20 protein-coding genes and 1 pseudogene are annotated in these 18,342 nt (G+C 53.8%); 12 read left to right on the top strand and 9 right to left on the bottom strand.

What is annotated here, in order from left to right; genetic code table 11:
- Positions 1-192 (top strand): hypothetical protein (locus G9Q73_RS05185; RefSeq protein ID WP_304956557.1); only part of this gene is annotated, 192 nt, incomplete at its 5' end.
- Between the two features lie 11 nt (positions 193-203).
- Here G9Q73_RS05185 and G9Q73_RS05180 read toward each other — a convergent pair.
- On the bottom strand, positions 204-458 hold the full coding sequence (locus G9Q73_RS05180) for a hypothetical protein (protein WP_177418849.1): 255 nt from the start codon (positions 456-458) through the stop codon (positions 204-206).
- A 146-nt stretch (positions 459-604) separates the two neighbouring features.
- On the opposite strand from G9Q73_RS05180, the gene G9Q73_RS20755 reads away from it, so the two are divergent.
- From G9Q73_RS20755 to G9Q73_RS05140, 9 genes are all read left to right on the top strand, one after another.
- Positions 605-712 carry a thioredoxin domain-containing protein gene (locus tag G9Q73_RS20755; RefSeq protein WP_500814661.1) on the top strand — a complete coding sequence of 36 codons (108 nt, stop codon included), beginning with the start codon at positions 605-607 and terminating at the stop codon, positions 710-712.
- A gap of 77 nt (positions 713-789) precedes the next feature.
- On the top strand, positions 790-2,199 hold the full coding sequence (gene gorA, locus G9Q73_RS05175) for a glutathione-disulfide reductase (RefSeq protein WP_177418848.1): 1,410 nt from the start codon (positions 790-792) through the stop codon (positions 2,197-2,199).
- 97 nt (positions 2,200-2,296) lie between these two features.
- Positions 2,297-3,982, top strand: coding sequence for a transporter substrate-binding domain-containing protein (locus G9Q73_RS05170; RefSeq protein WP_177418847.1), 1,686 nt, complete (start codon positions 2,297-2,299; stop codon positions 3,980-3,982).
- Positions 3,982-4,359 carry a response regulator gene (locus G9Q73_RS05165; protein WP_177418846.1) on the top strand — a complete coding sequence of 126 codons (378 nt, stop codon included), beginning with the start codon at positions 3,982-3,984 and terminating at the stop codon, positions 4,357-4,359. The genes G9Q73_RS05170 and G9Q73_RS05165 overlap by 1 nt, the downstream gene beginning before the upstream one ends.
- Before the next feature lie 209 nt (positions 4,360-4,568).
- Positions 4,569-4,940: a hypothetical protein gene (locus tag G9Q73_RS05160; protein WP_177418845.1), complete on the top strand. Its 372-nt coding sequence runs from the start codon at positions 4,569-4,571 to the stop codon at positions 4,938-4,940.
- A 213-nt stretch (positions 4,941-5,153) separates the two neighbouring features.
- Positions 5,154-5,786, top strand: a complete 633-nt coding sequence (locus G9Q73_RS05155) for a succinate dehydrogenase/fumarate reductase transmembrane subunit (protein WP_177418844.1) — start codon at positions 5,154-5,156, stop codon at positions 5,784-5,786.
- Positions 5,783-7,672 (top strand): succinate dehydrogenase (quinone) flavoprotein subunit, encoded by a 1,890-nt coding sequence (gene sdhA, locus G9Q73_RS05150; RefSeq protein ID WP_177418843.1) that lies wholly within the window; start codon positions 5,783-5,785, stop codon positions 7,670-7,672. Before G9Q73_RS05155 ends, sdhA begins: the two co-directional genes overlap by 4 nt.
- Positions 7,672-8,418 (top strand): succinate dehydrogenase iron-sulfur subunit, encoded by a 747-nt coding sequence (sdhB, locus tag G9Q73_RS05145; RefSeq protein ID WP_177418842.1) that lies wholly within the window; start codon positions 7,672-7,674, stop codon positions 8,416-8,418. Before sdhA ends, sdhB begins: the two co-directional genes overlap by 1 nt.
- 87 nt (positions 8,419-8,505) lie before the next feature.
- A complete protein-coding gene (locus G9Q73_RS05140) occupies positions 8,506-9,342 on the top strand; it encodes an EndoU domain-containing protein (protein ID WP_177418841.1) in 837 nt (278 codons plus the stop codon).
- A gap of 302 nt (positions 9,343-9,644) precedes the next feature.
- Here the strand turns inward: G9Q73_RS05140 and G9Q73_RS05135 are convergent, their stop codons facing one another.
- The 5 genes from G9Q73_RS05135 to G9Q73_RS05115 form a co-directional block, all read right to left on the bottom strand.
- Complete coding sequence (locus G9Q73_RS05135; RefSeq protein WP_177418840.1) at positions 9,645-9,854, bottom strand: acetyltransferase; 210 nt, start codon at positions 9,852-9,854, stop codon at positions 9,645-9,647.
- A gap of 95 nt (positions 9,855-9,949) precedes the next feature.
- Entirely contained in the window at positions 9,950-10,192 is a 243-nt protein-coding gene (locus G9Q73_RS05130) for a BolA family protein (RefSeq protein WP_177418839.1), read from the bottom strand.
- An 89-nt stretch (positions 10,193-10,281) separates the two neighbouring features.
- Positions 10,282-11,868, bottom strand: coding sequence for a peptide chain release factor 3 (locus G9Q73_RS05125; RefSeq protein ID WP_177418838.1), 1,587 nt, complete (start codon positions 11,866-11,868; stop codon positions 10,282-10,284).
- Between the two features lie 188 nt (positions 11,869-12,056).
- Positions 12,057-13,976: a hypothetical protein gene (locus G9Q73_RS05120; protein ID WP_177418837.1), complete on the bottom strand. Its 1,920-nt coding sequence runs from the start codon at positions 13,974-13,976 to the stop codon at positions 12,057-12,059.
- Between the two features lie 67 nt (positions 13,977-14,043).
- Positions 14,044-14,718 (bottom strand): hypothetical protein, encoded by a 675-nt coding sequence (locus tag G9Q73_RS05115; RefSeq protein WP_177418836.1) that lies wholly within the window; start codon positions 14,716-14,718, stop codon positions 14,044-14,046.
- A gap of 94 nt (positions 14,719-14,812) precedes the next feature.
- On the opposite strand from G9Q73_RS05115, the pseudogene fliJ reads away from it, so the two are divergent.
- Positions 14,813-15,181: pseudogene (gene fliJ, locus G9Q73_RS05110) on the top strand (flagellar export protein FliJ); the annotation flags it as partial.
- 136 nt (positions 15,182-15,317) lie between these two features.
- Here fliJ and G9Q73_RS05105 read toward each other — a convergent pair.
- Both G9Q73_RS05105 and fliK read right to left on the bottom strand, forming a co-directional pair.
- Positions 15,318-15,602 (bottom strand): EscU/YscU/HrcU family type III secretion system export apparatus switch protein, encoded by a 285-nt coding sequence (locus tag G9Q73_RS05105; protein WP_177418835.1) that lies wholly within the window; start codon positions 15,600-15,602, stop codon positions 15,318-15,320.
- Entirely contained in the window at positions 15,599-16,729 is a 1,131-nt protein-coding gene (gene fliK, locus G9Q73_RS05100; RefSeq protein WP_177418834.1) for a flagellar hook-length control protein FliK, read from the bottom strand. The genes G9Q73_RS05105 and fliK overlap by 4 nt, the downstream gene beginning before the upstream one ends.
- Before the next feature lie 128 nt (positions 16,730-16,857).
- Here fliK and G9Q73_RS05095 point away from each other — a divergent pair, with 128 nt between their 5' ends.
- Positions 16,858-17,640, top strand: coding sequence for a pentapeptide repeat-containing protein (locus tag G9Q73_RS05095; protein WP_177418833.1), 783 nt, complete (start codon positions 16,858-16,860; stop codon positions 17,638-17,640).
- 89 nt (positions 17,641-17,729) lie between these two features.
- On the opposite strand, the gene amrA is transcribed toward G9Q73_RS05095, so the two are convergent.
- A complete protein-coding gene (amrA, locus tag G9Q73_RS05090; protein ID WP_177418832.1) occupies positions 17,730-18,308 on the bottom strand; it encodes an AmmeMemoRadiSam system protein A in 579 nt (192 codons plus the stop codon).
- Between the last annotated feature and the right edge of the window lie 34 nt (positions 18,309-18,342).

Below are 18,342 nucleotides of genomic sequence, written 5' to 3'. Positions count from 1 at the left end.
TGTGTACTTCGTTCAGTTGCAGCATTGCTGTCGCAACACAGAGGTAGGTGGATGTCACCACCGACAGTGTTCGGGCTCAAAACCGTAGTGGTGTTCGCCCTTCCCGGTGCATTCACCCCCGACCTGCTCTTTCACCATGTGCTTGCCCCGCTACAATCAATTGGCGCCGGGTTCAAACGCCGAAGTGGATGAGATCGTGTATTTCAATTCAACGACACGCTGTCAGCCGAGTGGCGTACCGGGCAGAAGACTGAAGAACAACGTACCTTCTGCCCGGCGGCTTCAGCCGTGGCATGGGCATGCTGAGTATCAACGGGATCTCTCGGTTCGGTGATCGCTCTGGCGCTACTCCATGTTGGTGAAGGACTGGCGTGATCGAAGAAGATGTTCATCGAGCCGGACGTTCCCAGCGACCCTTCCGAGGTCTCCGGCGCGAAACACCCTGTACTGTTCAACATCACCGGATGCGGCAAAACCGTTGGATATCACTCTCTTCGCCGTGAAGGCTGCCCTTTCTGTGCCGCGCCAAAGGAATGCTGCATGACGCAGGCATCAAGTTCGAAGAACTGGTATTGAACCAGGTTCCACAGCAGGCAAACCTGCGGTGGCTGGAATCTCCATGGTGCCCCAGGTCTTCATCAACGGCGAGCGCATCGGCGGATCCGACGAACTGGAACAGTACCTCGCCGGACAGGGCAAAGCGGCAGCCTGATCGTTGCAAAGGGATCGGAGTCAAATCCGGCTCCGATCCCCAATGAAACCAACAGCACCACATGCAGGAATAGAAAGATGAGCAGAGCATACGATTTAATTGCAATTGGCGGCGGCAGCGGCGGTCTTGCAGTGGCGGAAATGGCCGCCCAGTACGGCAAACGGGTAGCGGTCGTGGAAGCCCACAAGATGGGTGGCACCTGTGTCAACAACGGCTGCGTACCAAAAAAGATCATGTGGTACGCCGCCAACCTGGCCCATGCGGTGGACGATGCCGACAGCTTCGGCATCCCCGCCCATCGTGGTGCAACTGACTGGGGCAAGCTGGTTGCGAGGCGGGAGGACTATATCCAAAACATCAACAGCTACTGGGACGGCCATGTGGCAGACAGCGGCATTACCCACATCCAGGGTTACGCACGCTTCATCGACAGCCACCGCATCGAAGTGGATGGCGAGATCTACCGCGCCGACCACATCGTTATCGCCACCGGTGGCCGTCCCATCGTACCGCACGTGCCTGGCGCCGAATTGGGCATCACCTCCGACGGTTTCTTCCAACTCACAGAGCAGCCAAAGCGAGTGGCGGTGATCGGTGGCGGATATATCGGCGTGGAGCTCGCGGGCGTACTGCGGGCACTGGGTTCAGAGGTCACCATAGCCGCTTTGGAGGAGCGCCTGCTCGAAGCCTTCGACCCGATGATCAGCGATGTTCTGATGGCAGAGATGAAGAAACAGTCGATCGGTCTGAGGATGGGCTTTCAGGTCGCAGGGTTGGCCAGGAGTGACTCCGGCATCGCCCTCGACTCCATAAACGGCGGACGTCTCGACGGTTTCGACTGCGTGATCTGGGCGGTCGGCCGCACACCCAACACCCGGAAGCTCAATCTGGAGGCCGCAGGCGTCGAAACACGCAGCAACGGCATCGTCATCACCGATGAATACCAGAACACCAACATCCCCGGCATCTACGCCATCGGCGATATTACCGGTCGCACACCGTTAACCCCAGTAGCCATAGCTGCAGGTCGACGCCTGGCAGAAAGGCTTTTCAACGACCAACCCGAACGGAGAGTGGACTACGACAATATTCCAAGCTTGGTCTTCACCCATCCGCCGGTGGCGACAGTCGGCCTGACCGAACCCGAGGCCCGTGAGCGGCATGAAAAGATCACCATCTACCAGACCGATTTCACGCCCATGCGCCATGCACTCTCCAGCCACGGCGTCACCACCGCAATGAAACTGGTCTGTGCAGGCCCGGAACAACGGGTGGTGGGCATCCACCTCATCGGCGACAACGTGGATGAGATGCTGCAGGGGTTTGCCGTGGCGGTAAAGATGGGGGCAACCAAGGCGGACTTCGACAGCACCATCGCCATCCACCCAATCAGCGCCGAGGAGCTGGTGACCATGAAAGAACCGGAACCCGATGCTGCGATGCACCACGGCATCGACAGCGGGATCGAGTGGAGGGAGGCAGGCTGAGCCAATCAGGATCTTTCATGAGGGGATCGAGTGAAAAGGATCTTTGTTCTTCCTATACTATGTCTGGACTTTGGAAGATCAGACCTTACAGGGTGCTATGACCGGTTCAAAAATATTCCGTTACGCCTGCCTGCTGCTTGGTTTAATCCATGGCGGAACTGGACTGGCCGGAAGCCTGACCCTGACCGTATCTGAACGCCAGTGGCTCACAGAGCATCCGGTTATCAGGATCGCCCCGGATCCGGATTTTCTGCCCTTCGAAAGGCTGGACGAAAACGGTTCATACAGCGGCATGGCAGCTGACTATATACGCCTGATCGAAAAGAGACTGGGGGTAAGATTTGAAATCATCCAGGTGCGCAACTGGCCAGATATCATGGCCATCGCACAGCAACGCAAGGTAGATCTGCTGCCGGCAATCGCCAAAACCGACCAGCGCCGTGACTACCTGCTGTTTACCCGTCCCTACATCAGCGTGCCAGGGGTGCTGGTTTCAAACCGTCATTTCAAGACCATCAAAGAGCTGCGGGGTCATAAGCTGGCGGTGGTACGCGGCTACCTGTGGGATGAGCTTATCTCTGCCGCCAAACCGGAGATTCAGATCAAACGGGTGGATGACGTGAAGTTCGGTCTGGAACTGACTGCACTGGGCGCGGTGGATGCGATGATTACTGATCTGGCCTCAGCCACCAGCGTGATCGATCAGGCAGGCATCAACAACCTGCACATCGTCAGTGATCCTGAACACAGGTTGGGCAGGCTGGAACTGGCGATTGGCGTGCGCAGCGATTGGCCGTTGCTCCGGTCTATTCTCGACAAGGTTCTGGCAAGCCTCAGGCAGGACGAAATCCAGGCCATCCACTCCCACTGGATCAAATTCAAGGAACCCGCCTTCTGGCGCGACCGCAACTTCTGGTACAGCCTGCTGGCGAGTCTGGCCGTCGTTCTGTTGCTCTTTTCTGCTTTTATCATCTGGAACCGAATGCTGGGAAAACAGGTGGCACTGCGCACCCATGAGCTGCAGACCGCACAGACGCAGCTGATGCAGGCGGAAAAGATGGAGTCCATTGGACGCCTGGCCGCCGGGGTGGCCCATGAAGTCAAAAACCCATTGGCCATCATCCAGATGGGGGTCGACTATCTATCCCAGGAGATATCGAATGATGAGATTTCAGTTGCCGTCATCAAGGACATAAACGATGCCGTACACCGTGCGGACACGGTAATCTATGGCCTGCTCGATTTCTCACGTGACAAGAAACTGGAGATGAAACAGGGTAATTTCAATGAGGTAATCTCCAGCGCTCTGCATCTGGTCGACCACGAACTACGCCAGCACAATATCACCGTGCAGCTATTTCTGGCGAAAGCGTTACCCCCATTGGAACTTGACAGCAACAAGCTGCAACAGGTTTTCATCAACCTGTTCATGAATGCAGTGCATGCGATGGGGCATAATGGGGTGCTGCAGATCTCCAGTGAGGTAAAACGGATTGAAGACGAGGCCGACCTGCTACCGGCCAGCAAAGCGATTTTCAGGATCGGAGAGCGGGTCATCCGGGTTGAAGTGGCGGATACCGGACCCGGTATCCGGGAGCAGGACAGAACAAAGATCTTCGAGCTGTTTTACACCACCAAGGCGGTGGGAAAAGGCACAGGACTGGGCCTGTCGGTATCGCGCAACATCATCAACATGCATCATGGCGCTATCGACATCACCAACCGGCCGGAAGGCGGGGCATCAGTCGTCGTACTGTTTAAACTGAATAAGGGAGAGAAGTGATGACAAAACGTATCTTGGTGGTTGATGACGAGCCTGCGATCACCCGCATGGTCAAACTCAATCTGGAACGTACGGGAAACTACGAAGTACGTACCGAAAACCTCGGAGGTCAGGCGATTGCCACCGCCAGGGAGTTCCAGCCCGATCTCATTCTGCTGGACATCATGATGCCGGACATGGGTGGTGAAGAGGTTGCCAGCCAGCTCAAAGAAGACGAGGATCTATGCAAAATCAGATTCATTTTCATGACCGCCATCGTAACCAAGGATGAAACCGAGTCGATGGGCAGCAATATTGGCGGCAATGAATTTCTTGCCAAACCGGTAAAGACCGAAGAGTTGATTGCAACGATTGAGAGGGTCCTGGCAGGAGAATAGGTCAGTCGACTCTCATGAGGGTCGAATCCCTGAAAATCTTGGCTTGTTCCAACAAACTGATATTTGGAGGAATAACCCTCAGCCATAGACCAGAAACTCCACCACTGCACATCGATTGAATCCAGAACAGCAGGGTTAAACGTATGAATATTAGAAAGCGGCAACAAACCCCAATGCCGACACCCCATACAATGCTTGAGGATTCAATCATGAAGAAATCAATCATCGCAATCAGCGCACTCCTTTTTACCGGGGCTGCGGGCGCAGCTTCCGACTGGGAGATCTATCGCGGATTTGCCCCAGGCAACCCTGATCTATCCACGGGCAGCACCTATAAATCAGTAGCAAGCGCAGTTCAACCCGGAATAGGTAGTCCCGCAGGAACAAGAAGCCACTCTCCAATGACGGATTTCGATATCTATCGCGGTTTCGCCAGCGGCAACTCTGATCTGTCCACTGACCTGACACCCTCAATGAGGACAGCAAATGCGCCCGGAATCGGCGAAGGAACGGGCCTGCACAGCAGCGCTTCCAACCATTTCATCTACCATGGTTTCGAAAAGGGTAACCCCGATCTATGAGAAAGCCTTGCAAAACATGGAGGGATGGGACGGCAGGAATAGTTCACCCTTAAAAACAGCTGCCTCCCTTCCCCCCGGTTCAATCACAGGTCAGACGACAACATTCTAAAAATAGCTGAGCGCGGGAAGATGACTTTTTCCTGAGACAGATCAGTTCAGGTAACACGATCACACGGTAAGTTATGATGAGACGACCCGGTGACGTTTACCTGCATGAAGGCATCCATACAAAATCCCCACTTTCTCCTGCGCCGACTGCACTCCCTGTCCGGGCTGCTGCCGGTGGGTGCTTTTCTGATCTTCCATCTCTGGGAGAACTCACAGTCACGTTTCGGCATGGCACACTACAATGAACAGGTGGTGGCCGCCTTGCAGCGCATGAACTACCTGCCGTTGCTGGAGATCTTCGTCATCGCCCTGCCGATCCTGTTTCATGCCGGATACGGCCTGGTGATCCTACGCTCCAGCAGGGCAGAACTGCGCCGCTACCCCTGGCTGCACAATCGCTTCTACTGGCTACAACGGCTCTCCGGGGTCGCCATTCTGCTTTTTCTGCTCGCCCATGTCGGCATGACCCGCTTCTGGGGAATTTGGGAACCCGCCGTGAAGGCCGATCTGTTTGGCCATATGCAGCAACTGCTTTCACATCCACTGATCTTCCTGCTCTATCTGCTGGGACTACTGCTTTCATTACTCCATCTGGGCAACGGCCTCTGGACCATGGGGATCAGCTGGGGCGTCACGGTTACACCACGTGCGCAACAGCTCAGTTTCCTGCTCTGCATGGGATTTACCCTCCTGCTCTGTGCCGTGGGTCTGCAGGGTCTTTTAGGGTTTATCAGATGAAAAATATGCCTCGTGTCATTGTCATCGGCGGCGGACTGGCAGGACTCTGGACCACCCTGCGTATCGTCGAGGCCGGTTTCAGTGTCGAGCTGTTCTCACTGTTCGAGGTGAAACGATCCCACTCTGTCTGTGCCCAGGGAGGGATCAATGCGGTGCTCGACACCAAAGGTCAACGGGATTCAGTAAGGCAGCACCTCATCGACACCGTCAAGGGCGGCTCCTATCTCGCCAACCAGCCACCGATCCAGTCGATGTGTGAAGAGGCGCCGGGACTGATCCGCACCTTCGAGCGCATGGGCGTCACCTTCTCCCGCACCCCGGAGGGATTGATGGATCTGCGCCTGTTCGGCGGCGTGAAGAACAAGCGTACCTGTTTTGCCGGTGCCAGCACCGGCCAGCAGTTGATGTATGGGGTGGATGAGCAGGTGCGGCGCCACGAAGCCCAGGGCAGGGTCAACAAACGGGAGTGGTGGGAGTTTCTCTCCCTGGTGCTCGACAACGACGGCCACTGCAAAGGCATCATCGCCTTCAATCTGCACTCGCTGGAGGTGCGCGCCTTTCGCGCCGACGCGGTGGTGATGGCCACCGGCGGCATGGGCAAGGTCTATGGGCACCGCACCACCAACTCGACCAACTCCACCGGAGCTGCTGCCTTTCGTTGTTACCTGCAGGGCGCCCGGTTCGCCAATGCGGAGTTCTTCCAGTTCCACCCCACCGCCATGCTGGGGGACGACAAGACACGTCTCATGAGCGAGGCCGCACGGGGCGAGGGAGGACGCCTCTGGGTGCCGAAACGGCCGGGGGACAGCCGCAATCCCCGCTCCATCCCGGAAAACGAACGCTTCTATTTCCTGGAGGAGTGGTATCCGAGCTACGGCAATACTGTGCCACGGGATGTGGCCTCACGGGCTATCTGGAAGATCGTGCGGGAACTGGGACAGGGGGTCGGCGGCACGGACAAAGTCTATCTCGACCTCACTCATCTGGACAAAAAGTTTGTCACCGCCCGGCTGGGCGCAATCCTCGACATCTACCGCAAGTTTCACGGCAGCGATCCACTGGAGTCTCCCATGGAGATCTTCCCCTCCGCCCACTACGCCATGGGGGGCCTCTGGATCGACTATGAAAAGGATGAACAGAGCGGCGGCCTCAAGTACGGCAGCCCGCGCAACCACGCCACCAATATTCCCGGTCTCTACGCCTGTGGCGAGTGCGACAGCGGCTACCACGGGGCCAACCGGCTGGGGGCCAACTCGCTGCTCTCCGCCTCCTTCAGCGGCCGGGTGACGGGTGAGTCGGTAGCCACCTACCTGCGGGGGCTGGAACAGAGCAGCGATGAGACCCCGTCCCGTTTTTTCGCAGAGGGAGTCGCCCGGGAGCAGGCAATCAACGAGGCTCTGCTCAAATCCAACGGGCATGAAAACCCCTACCAGCTGCATGACGAGCTGGGGGCGCTGATGACGGGAAAGGTGGGCGTGGTGAGAGACAACCCAACCCTCGATCTCGCCTATGACGAGTTACTGGCATTGGAGCAGCGATCCCGCAACATCAGTCTCGGAGACCGCAGTGGCTGGAGTAACCAGAGCCTCGCAGAGACCCGGCAGGTGCAGGAGATGATTCGCCTCAGCGCGGTCATCACCCGCTGCGCCCGTGCCAGGGATGAGTGCCGGGGCGCCCACTACAAAGCCGAATTCAAGCTGACGATTCCAGAGGGCAAGTTTCCCGGCGATCCTGAGTTTGAGGCCTATCGTGAAGCGTGGAAACGTAAAAACGACCAGTGGCTGAAGACCACTCTGGCAGAACATAACGGGGATGGGCCACGTATATCCTACGAAACGGTGGATACCTCGATTATTCCGCCGGAGCAACCGAGGGACTATCGCTGATGAACGATTCGATAGAGCTACGCATACGCCGACAGGACCGGCCGAAAAGCCAGCCCTATTGGCAGACGTTCCGCATCCCCCATAAACAGGGGCACAACATTGTCTCCGCCCTGATGATGATTCGCAACGAGCCGGTGACCCCGGACGGAGAACGAGTCGAACCGGTCGTCTGGGAGTTCAACTGCATGGAGGAGGTCTGCGGCGCCTGCTCCATGATCATCAACGGCAGGCCACAGCAGGCCTGCTCTGCGCTGGTGGATGAGTTGGCACAGCCCATCGTGCTGGAACCCCTCGGCAAATTTCCGGTGGTGCGGGATCTGCTTGTGAACCGTTCACGGATATTCGAGGGACTCAAACAGGTCAAGGCATGGGTCGAGATCGACGGCGCCTGGGACGTACATCAGGGCGCCCCCCGCATATCGCCTCAGGTGTGGAGCGAAAACCATCTCTTCAGCCGCTGCATGAGCTGTGGCTGCTGCATGGAGGCCTGCCCCCAGTTCGGGCCGGACAGCGACTTCCTGGGGCCTGCAGTTTTGGCTCAGGTGCGGCTCATGAACAGCCATCCGACAGGCGCCTACGACCGGGAGGCAAGGCTGCACGCCATCATGGGAGACGGTGGCCTGAGCGACTGCGGCAATGCGCAAAACTGTGTGCAGGTCTGTCCCAAGGAGATCCCCCTCACCACCGCCATCGGCGAACTGGGACGTCAGGTGAGCCGACAGCTGGTCAAAGACATATTGGGTTGAGTACACTCTGATAGTGTCTATCCGGAACGCCCCTGGAACTCTGGCACCCAAAGAGACCAAGGCAGATCATCAATGAGTCAAACAGCCATGAAACAAACAGCCCTGTTATTTTTTCTATTGATCCTGTCGCTGCCGGCGCTCGCCTTTCAGCCCTTTTTTGATAATGATCCCAGAACCCGCCATGCCCCCGAAGACCCCGACCTGACCGGCTTTGATCTTGAGGTACTGGCGTTGTGTGGCAACTGGGGAGATGAGGTCGAGGCGGTCGATTTTGAACAGATGATGCTGGATAAATCCAATACAGCGGTTTTGCAGCGCATTCGCAAGGCCGTCGGAGGGCGTATCTTCAGCAAGGCCAGGGACAACAAACAGTTTGCCCATGAGCTGCGCCGTGTCTGGTTTGAGCAGAAGGGCTTTAAGCATGTCTTCTGCGGTGAACCTGGATCCGGTCGGGACCTCGGCGGCCTGCACTACGCTGCCCGCTACTGGCAGGCACAGGACAACAACTGGGCCGGATACAGAAAACTGAAATCAAACTATAGGAAACGCCCGGTCGAAAAGTGTCGGGCGTTCTATCTGAAGGAGTCGATCAAACCGCCGATCTACACCATCAGCCTCCAGTTCAAAAACCCGTATGAACCGAGGAATAATATTAAGTGTCTCAGCGGCTACAACCGTGAGATGAACGCTGAAGACATTCTGATCGCCGGTACAAGGGCCTTTAAGCAAGCCAATAAACGGGTGGGTAAAAACACCAAAGATGCCTGTCTGTTCGATACCCGTCCAGCCGGAAAAAAACGCCATTTCAGCACCATGGTGATCAAACAGCGCGCCCTGCGCACCTTCTACCAAATGACAGACAAAAAACCCTACTGCAAGAAGAACAGAAAAAACTATAGGGCCTGTCTCTGTTCCAATCTTTGACCCTGCCTGAGGCAGGAAAGCGCTATGGACGGATCATCCAAAAAAGTCGTATTCACAGCACTTGTCGGGCGCACAAAGGCAATCTGATCCTCACGGCCATCGAGATCCAGGCCGAAATGAAAATCTGCCGCTGCTCGAGGCGTAGGCACGATCAAGCGTAGCGGATCGGGCAATCCAAGCTTGATGGAACACAAGGAATGCTGCCGGTTCCGCTACGCTTGAACCGGCCTACTTCACTACAGATGACGGCACCGGCGGCGAACCCCACCGATGTTCTCATGTACCCAAGAAAATGAAGTGGCTCAGCCTTCGCGATAGTGCGAATCGAGCCAGCATCGGGGAAGAGCCTCACCCGAAGGAAACTGCAGATCGCCCTTGGTGAACTTTTCCGGATCCTGCATCTCCTCACCCGCGTGAAACCGCCCGACCACTTCGCCATGCATAGGATCAAATAGATCGGCCAGACTCAGGACTTCAACCATCTTTTTCGTGTTTTTCTGCATCACGAACATGGGATACCTCCATTTAATATCCACCACTTTCTATCTTAATTATGGAATGCCGGGGGAGAATTACAAATGGAAAAACTACAGTTTTTCGATAGCGATCAGCCCTGCTTTGCCGCCCAATCTTCAGGAGAAAAAGCCTTGATGGAGAGCGCATGCAGTTCATCGCTGGCAATCTGCTCCGTTACGGTCGCCATCACCATCCGGTGCTTCTGGATCAGCGACTTGCCGACAAAGTCCTCGCTGATGACCAGCGCCTCAAAATGGCGGCCGTCACCAGTCACTGTGACTTTCGCGCCGGGCATTCCGGCACAAATCAGTGCTTCTACTTTTTCGTTTTCCATCGAAACCCCTCGATTGATTGAATTGTGGAAGCGGCGCCCACTAACGCTTCGTTGCCGCAGGCCCGATCCGCTGCGCTTGAACCGGCCTTCTACAGTTCTCGCGTCGCCAGGAAGCGCACTTCAGGCCAGCGCTCCTCGGCCAGACTCAGATTGACCCGGGTAGGAGCAAGATAGACCAACTGGTTATCCCCATCCAACGCCAGATTAACGTGGTTTTTATCTTTGAAACGCTGCAGCATCTTTTCATCGTCGCACTCGACCCAGCGGGCGGTGACGACGCTGGCCGCCTCTATGATGGCCTCCACCTTGTATTCGCTCTTCAGACGTTCGACGGCGACATCGAACTGAAGCACACCCACCGCCCCAAGGATCAGATCGTTGTTTTTCTCTGGCCGAAAGACCTGGGTCGCCCCCTCTTCACTGAGTTGCAGAATCCCCTTCAACAGCGCTTTCTGCTTGAGCGGATCCTTCAGCACCACCCGGCGAAAGAGTTCCGGGGCAAAGTAGGGGATGCCCTCATATTTCAGCTCCTCCCCCTCGGTGAAGGTATCGCCGATCTGGATGGTGCCGTGATTGTGCAGGCCGATGATATCGCCGGGCCAGGCCTCCTCCACATGCCTGCGCTCATCCGCCTGGAAGGTGATGGCATTGCTTATCTGCACCGTCTTTCCGATGCGGACATGTTTCATCTTCATCCCCTTGCGATAACTGCCGGAGCAGACCCTGAGAAAGGCGATGCGATCCCGATGCTGCCGGTCCATATTGGCCTGGATCTTGAAGACGAAGCCAGTGAACTTCTTCTCCGACGGCTCCACCAGACGCTGCTGGGTCTGACGGGAGAGGGGCGCAGGACTGTACTCGACGAAGGCGTCCAACAACTCCCTGACGCCGAAGTTATTGATCGCTGAGCCAAAGAAGACCGGCGTCTGCTCACCGCGCGCATAGGCCTCCAGATCGAGTTCGTTGCTGGCGCCACGCACCAGCTCTATCTCATCGCGCAACTCTTGGGCCATCTCCCCCAACACCTCGTCGAGATGGGGGTTGTCCAGTCCCTCGATCATCTCACCCATTTGGATCTTACCTCCGTGGGTGGCGCTGAAGAGATGGGTGGTATCGGTGCGCAGATCAAAGACCCCCTTCAGACGCTTGCCCATGCCGATAGGCCAGGTGACCGGGGCGCACTCTATTTTCAGCACCTTTTCGATCTCATCCATGATATCGATGGGATCGCGTCCTTCACGGTCAAGTTTGTTGACGAAGGTGAGGATCGGCGTATCGCGCATGCGGCAGACCTCCATCAACTTGATGGTCCGCGCTTCGACACCCTTGGCCACATCGATCACCATCAGGGCGGAGTCCACCGCAGTGAGCGTGCGGTAGGTATCCTCGGAAAAATCCTCATGGCCAGGTGTATCGAGCAGGTTGACGATCTCATCCCGATAGGGGAACTGCATCACCGACGAGGTCACCGAGATGCCTCGTTCCTTCTCCATATCCATCCAGTCGGAAGTGGCGTGACGCGCCGCCTTGCGCCCCTTGACCGTGCCCGCCATCTGGATAGCACCGCCGTAGAGCAGCAGTTTTTCGGTCAATGTGGTCTTACCCGCATCCGGGTGGGAGATGATAGCAAAAGTGCGTCTCCGTTTGATTTCATTGATATAATTACTGTCTGACAAACTCTATTCTCCGAATATGCACACAGATATGTACACACTTCTAAATCTACTCATGCCCAGACATAGGGCACCAAATAACCCGCTATTTTAGCCCTGAACAGGGTCTAATGTCAGGTAGAATTGAGATTTAGACAAAGAAAACAATCTATGGACGGATGAACTCGATATGGTTGGCAGACTTTATGCGCTCACAGGCAAAATGCTTTAGCCATATCTTCAAAACCCGATGGAAGAATACATTCGCTACGCTTGATCTGCCGTGACTTGGCAATCAAAAATGGAGCAAATACACCAGTTGAAACCTTTGCGGCTTCAGAAGGGTTTTTCAATCCATCAATATCTCGCTCATAAAAATCCATAGCTATCTGATCAAGCTCTGCAAGGCCTGCGCGATTGGAAGTAATTTGTTGATCAAGCCACTCTGGCATCTTGCTGACAGAAGCAGTCCTTGCTTTTTTTAACAGCGGTTTCATATGTTGGTTTAACAGCTCCTTATGGTGCTTTGGCGTAAGTACAGCACTATATTCTTTACCAACACGTCTGATCGCAACTTGATATTCACGCAAACCATTAAGAGAGTGATCGACCGTTTGGTATTTCGCTATCAATTTGTCAGTCAACTCACGAGACAGTTTCAAGCTCACTTTATCAAATTCACGATCAATACGAGACAGGCCAAACGAAGGCATAATACTCCTATAAGATAACTTCATATTCTCGTTTGTCGTCTTCAGCTTCAAAATACCTTCCTTGGATGCCGAAAAGCTTTCCCAATTAACAGCCGCTAGACTTTCATCTGCAATTCCAATTGCTACGATTTTTTGCACTCTGGCCAACTCTGATAGGAATTTCTGCCTGTCACTTTCTGGCAAAGTCGCGAATAGCCCGCCTTTAGCGTCAGTCTCATCAATATCAGCCTGAATTTTTTTCAAGCTTTCCAAATTCACAGGCAATGCATTCAATTGTTCAACCATTTTCGGCAAAAGTTTCCGCGCATCGCGGATAGAGGTTGCAAAATACATATTGCGATGCCACCCGATACTTTTAACGGTATTTTGAAAAATATAAGGCGCATAATCCGCAGACTGCCCACTGATCTTCCGCAAGGAATCCAATAGGGCTGCGTGTTTAGTATCACCAGTGTTTTCTAAAAGACCCGAGCATTGTTGCCCCAGACTTTGAAGCACGCTTGCATCTTTTGCAGTCAACCCATCGTAAGCAACACCCAGCATATCAAAAGCCAAATTCGACTCAACAGCCGAAGAACTGACCTTCCCACCAGGTGTTTCCAGCACTTCACTGGCAGCAAGATACCACTCTAAGTACTGCTCACATTGTTCAATACTCGCCCTTGAGCGAGGCTGGAAGCTCGCAACAAGGCCTTCCTGATTCACTCTTGTATCAAATTCAGTTTTCCAGGCCTGAAAGGTCGTGCAATTACTGGCGTTCGCCGCACTTCCTTCCATATAGGAGCCATCCTCTGCTAATATCGCGTTAATATCAGTAGGTGGAAGATCGCGTCCAAACCTATCTTCTACGTAGCCTGAAGACCGCAATTCAAGTTTACGTGATGCACTATTATATTTACCATCTGCACGGAGAACACCATATTTCCGATAGGATGATTTTGCAAAACCCTTCAGCACACCCATGGTGTTTGCCCCATCGATATTAAGAAAAAGAAATCCAAAATATTTTTCACGCCCACAGCTCATCTGGAAACGCCAAGGATCACCTTGAAACTCGGTAGATGGACTCACGGATGCAAGCCCCGCATAGTATCCTTCCATTTTTTTGTCCCTTGCTGCCTTGTTATTAGCCTTTTGCTCCTCCCGAGCAATTCGTTTCGCCTCTTGTTTCTTAGCCTTTTTTGCTTCACGCTCAGCTTTTTTCTTGGCTCTTTTTGCTTCACGCTCAGCTTTTTTCTTAGCTCTTTTTGCTTCACGCTCCTCTTTTTTGGTCATCGTACTCTCATCTACAGCTGCTAATTGAACCCTTTCATTAGATTCGCTGGCAAATGCAAAAACAGGCAGAGAAAGACACCCCAGTAAAATCACACTAATGCCAATTCTACCCATAAAAGAAACACTAGATGGTTTCGTACACATTCAACCATTCCTCCAATGAAGAGCCCTACTCTATTTACAAGGTATGTAGACTATTCCGTAAATAATTCTAAAAAAGACAGCTGGCAATCTTCTCATGAAGACCGTCATATTTCTGCGTTAGCTGCATGAAGTTTTTCCCCTGATCATAATTCTCACCTAGCCAGTTAATCTCGTCCCGAGCCACTCCAATCTTGTCAAATTCAGCAGCAAAACACTCGCAAACGAACTGTGATTTCATTGCTTCACCTCCTTTAGACACAGAATGGATTTGACAGCTTCTTTTTAAGGCAGGTAGACCGCTATAGTGTCGTGGCGGATTATTATTGGCGTAGGCAATAATATTTTGATAAAGATTTGTAAAAACCTCACTTTTACAGTCATAATTTTTAGCTAGAAGCTTTCCATCCTTTAGATCAGCTGCCTTTGCCACATCTATATCAAGCCCCGCACGAATAATATTTGCTCCACCAGTATTTATATAATCTTTTATTCCTGCAAAAAATATTTCCATAGACCGGTTTGCATTCATTCCACCAATACCCTTGGTAATATCAAAACCAACAGAACCACCCCCTTTACGCATCAAGGCTTCTGGAAGCGAGGGATCATTCAACCCTGTGCAGTATTCATCCAGCATCACATAATCGCCTGCATAATATTTATTAAGCTGAATGAGGTAAATAGTAAACTCAAATGTGTTAAGTTTGCTTAGTGCTTTAGAATCCCCGTCATGAAGTGCCAATAGAGCCTTCCCTTTGGCAAAACCTTGAGGATTAAAATAGGTATCACAGCCTCTGGACTTATCATAAGGATTATCACAACGACAACATTACCGCCGATCGAAAAAGTCACTGCACGAAGAGGAGACAAAGCTGACGCAGTTGAAGCAGTATCACCAGGAGTATCTGACGCGTTTTGAACAGGCGTCCAGCAAGGGCATTTCTGCTGTCCATCTGCAGGAGTACCGTGCCTTTATCGCCAAACTCGATGGGGCGATCAAACAGCAGGAATCGGTTGTGGCTGCCAGCAAGCAGAACCACTCGGTGAAAAAGGATACCTGGCGCAGTAAACATACCCGCACCGAAGCGCTTTCCAAGGTTGTGGATCGGTATGAGCGGGCCGAAAAAAAAGAGGAGGAGCGTTCAGAACAGAAAGAGAGTGATGATCGCAGCCAGAGACGGCCTGGGAGTTTGGGGTCAGAGTAAAAACTCTCCATTAGTCGGTTCTTCACGATTTATTTTCGAATGATGTACTTTGGTTGGAAGATTTTCATATTTGTACCTGTCCATGTCTGTGACAGTCTTCGAGTATTTTTACTCTGACCCCAAACTTTGAAAAGGTTTACTCATAACCCGGCGGTCGCTTTCCCGACAGGATATAGGCGAAGGTGATTACCTCTGCAATAGCACGATAGAGCGCTTCTGGAATTTCGTCTCCCAATGGGATCTGGGAGAGCAGGGCGGCCAGTTCCGCATCTTCATAGAGCGGTACATCGTGTTCCTCCGCCAGTGCCATGATGCGTTCAGCAAGTTCACCACGTCCCTTGGCAGTAAGTTTTGGGGTATTCTCACCATCGTAATTGAGGGCAATGGCCAGATCAGGTTTGCTGTTTTTCTCTTCCTTCATGCTTTTTCATCCAGCAGGGAGAGACCGCGCGGCAGTTGCTCATCACTGTCACTTTTGCCTTGGTAGGCTTCCAGTTTTGTGACATCCAAACCGGCTTTTTCCAGGGCGGAGCGCAGTTTTTCCAGATTGTTTTTAATCAGCGAGGTTGTTTCCGCCTGCTCAGCCCAGAGTACGCTTGAGATTGCCTCTCCCTGCAGGCGAAGTTGTACACGCATGGGGCCCAGTGGTTCCAGATTCATGCGCAGGGTCAGACTCCAGACAGCATCCTCTTTTTCTCCGCTCTTCCCGGGTTCCTTCTGTAACCGAATTCGGAAAACATCCAGTTGTTCGATATGTCGGACAGGTAGTTCAAACTGCCAGGTCTGTCGTGTCGGGTCTTCTTGCGGCAGAGAGGCGAGTTGATTGGATTGGATACGTGCCAGACCGCCGTCGAGTTGTTTCAGCAGATCCAGTAGAAATCGAAGCGGGGAATCGGCTGGTAATGGAGTGCCGCTACTATCGGAAGCTATTAATGCGGCGGCGGATTGTTGGGGATTCAGGCCCTTCCCGGGTAGCAGAGTGTTGATCAGTTCAAATAGTCTGAGCAGGTTGAGTTTGAGGTCAGCGGGGTTGCCGCTGCCCTGCAACAGATGGGCTTCAGTAAAGAGACCGCTGTTTTGTAATGCTGTGCGCAATTGCTGCTGGAACTGAGGCTGGTCGATGGAGAGCAGGCGGCCGACCAATCCATCGATTGCTTGGCGTACATTTCCGGGCGCCGGGTTGCTGCTGGTATTCGACAGTTGGGCGGCAATTTTGTCAAAGAGTTGAGCCAGTGGCTGCTGGCGGGGGAGAAGCATCTTCAGCGCATTGGCCTGCAGCTGCTCCCGGCTGAAGGTCGTGAGCAGGCGTAACTCTGGAAACTTACCGCCCTTTTCAACGCTCAGTGTAAGTTGTTGTCCGCTTTTTATCGCCACCTGGGTTTGGGCGATCAAACGGGTCACACCGATCTGAAGTTTGAGCTGGCTGTTCTGAGTGTCGCTCAGTGCCGTCGCCTGCAGTATCTGCCCCGGTTTGAGGTTCTGTATCGGGTTCTCCTGCGGCAGTGCGTTGGGTAGAGGCAGGACAATGTTGGAACCAGGTATGCGCATTTGCGATTCTGTTGGAAGCGTAGTTGGGAAAAGTATATGCCACACGAATGTTTCTGGCAGTGAAAACTATTCAACTCATCAGGATTGTTGCCGATAATCCTACGAAATACCCGGAAAAATTGAACGCTATGACAGATCAGACAGTAGACAATACCCGCCTCTGGTTCCTGCGCAGTGAGGGCATCAAACGAGGCCCCTACCCGAGCGGCCGTATCCGGCGGATGCTGCTTCAGGAGGAGGTCGGGCTGGATGTGGAGATCAGTGCGGACCGCCGCAACTGGAAACCCATAGGAGAGGTCCCGGAGGTTATTCCCCTGCAACTGCGGGCAGCAAGCGGTGATGCCTCAGCACAAAAAACACTGGAAGCGCGTGACCAAACTGATGTTTTATCTGCTGATAGACCGACACGAAAATTTCCCTTATTGGCTATGATTGTCAGTCTGCTGGTCTTGGGAGCTGTTGTCGGCCTGTCACTTTGGTCCGGGATGCCCAAGAGGATGGATGATCCCCAGTGTGATTCACCCGCTGCGCCTGGGGTTAATTGGCGTAGTTGCCTCTTGGTTGCTGTGGATGTGGGGTCGGCCAGCCTGAGAGGGGCGACGCTGAACAGTGCGGTGCTGCGAAAGGCCAAACTGACTGCTACGGATCTCCGTGAGGCCGATATGCGTTATGCCGATCTTCGTTACGCGGATCTCAGTTATGCGCTGATGGAGAAAGTCTCTCTGATGGGCGCAAATCTTCAGGGTGCTGATCTGACAGAGGCCGACCTCATCAACGCGGATCTGCGTTTTGCCGATCTGCGCGGCGCCCGAATGCAGGGTGCGGCACTGGACGGTGCAAGGCTTGATGAAGCGATTTGGGTCGACGGGGTGACCTGTGGCGCCGGTTCTGTCGGCAAGTGTCTACGCTAGGAGGCCCGCTCAAGCTTGTGGATCGGGCGATCAGAGATTGAAACGAAGGACTGCACAGCCGGTTCCGCAAACTTGAACCGGCCAATGCTTCAATCAGGAAACACCTCGGTTTCGTAGCGATAGATCTCCAACGTCTCCGACCAGTGGTTTTCGGGCAGACCGGCCTTGCGTTTCAGATGCCGAAGAAAATCCTCGGCTTTCGGCAGTGACTCCCAGACAGAAGGAAGAAAGGTGCCTCTGGCCACCCCGTCCACCAGGATGAGTCCGTCGATCCCGGGGCGCAGCTGTTGAATCAGGTCGCTCTCGGATTCGAAGGGGAGAGGTTCAGCCGGTGTAAGCACAGAGAGGTGGATGTCGAGTTCGTCATATTCATGGGGCGACAGCGGTGGAAATCGGGGATCACGGAAGGCGGCAGAATAGGCGTTTTCCGCCACATCCTCGATGAGTGGCTTGATTGCCTCCAGGTGGCCAATGCAGCCGCGCAGCCGGCCACGTTTGTTCAAGGTCACAAAGCTGGCGCGTATGGCCTGCAACTCGGCGGCGTAATCTGCAGCCTCGACAGGCAATGATCTGCCTTTCTCCAAACCATTTCGGATCGATGCACGGGCGATCTCCAACAGTGTTTTCCAGCCATTGTCGCTGAGGTTTTTTTTCGCTTCGATAGACATTCTGGTTTTCCCATAAGGTGCGATCTTCTCTGAT

The organism is endosymbiont of Lamellibrachia barhami, from assembly GCF_011947365.2.
Classification (GTDB): Bacteria; Pseudomonadota; Gammaproteobacteria; order Chromatiales; family Chromatiaceae; genus QGON01.
Note: the sequence above shows the minus strand (reverse complement) of the source record. Positions and strands in the feature narration are given on the sequence as shown.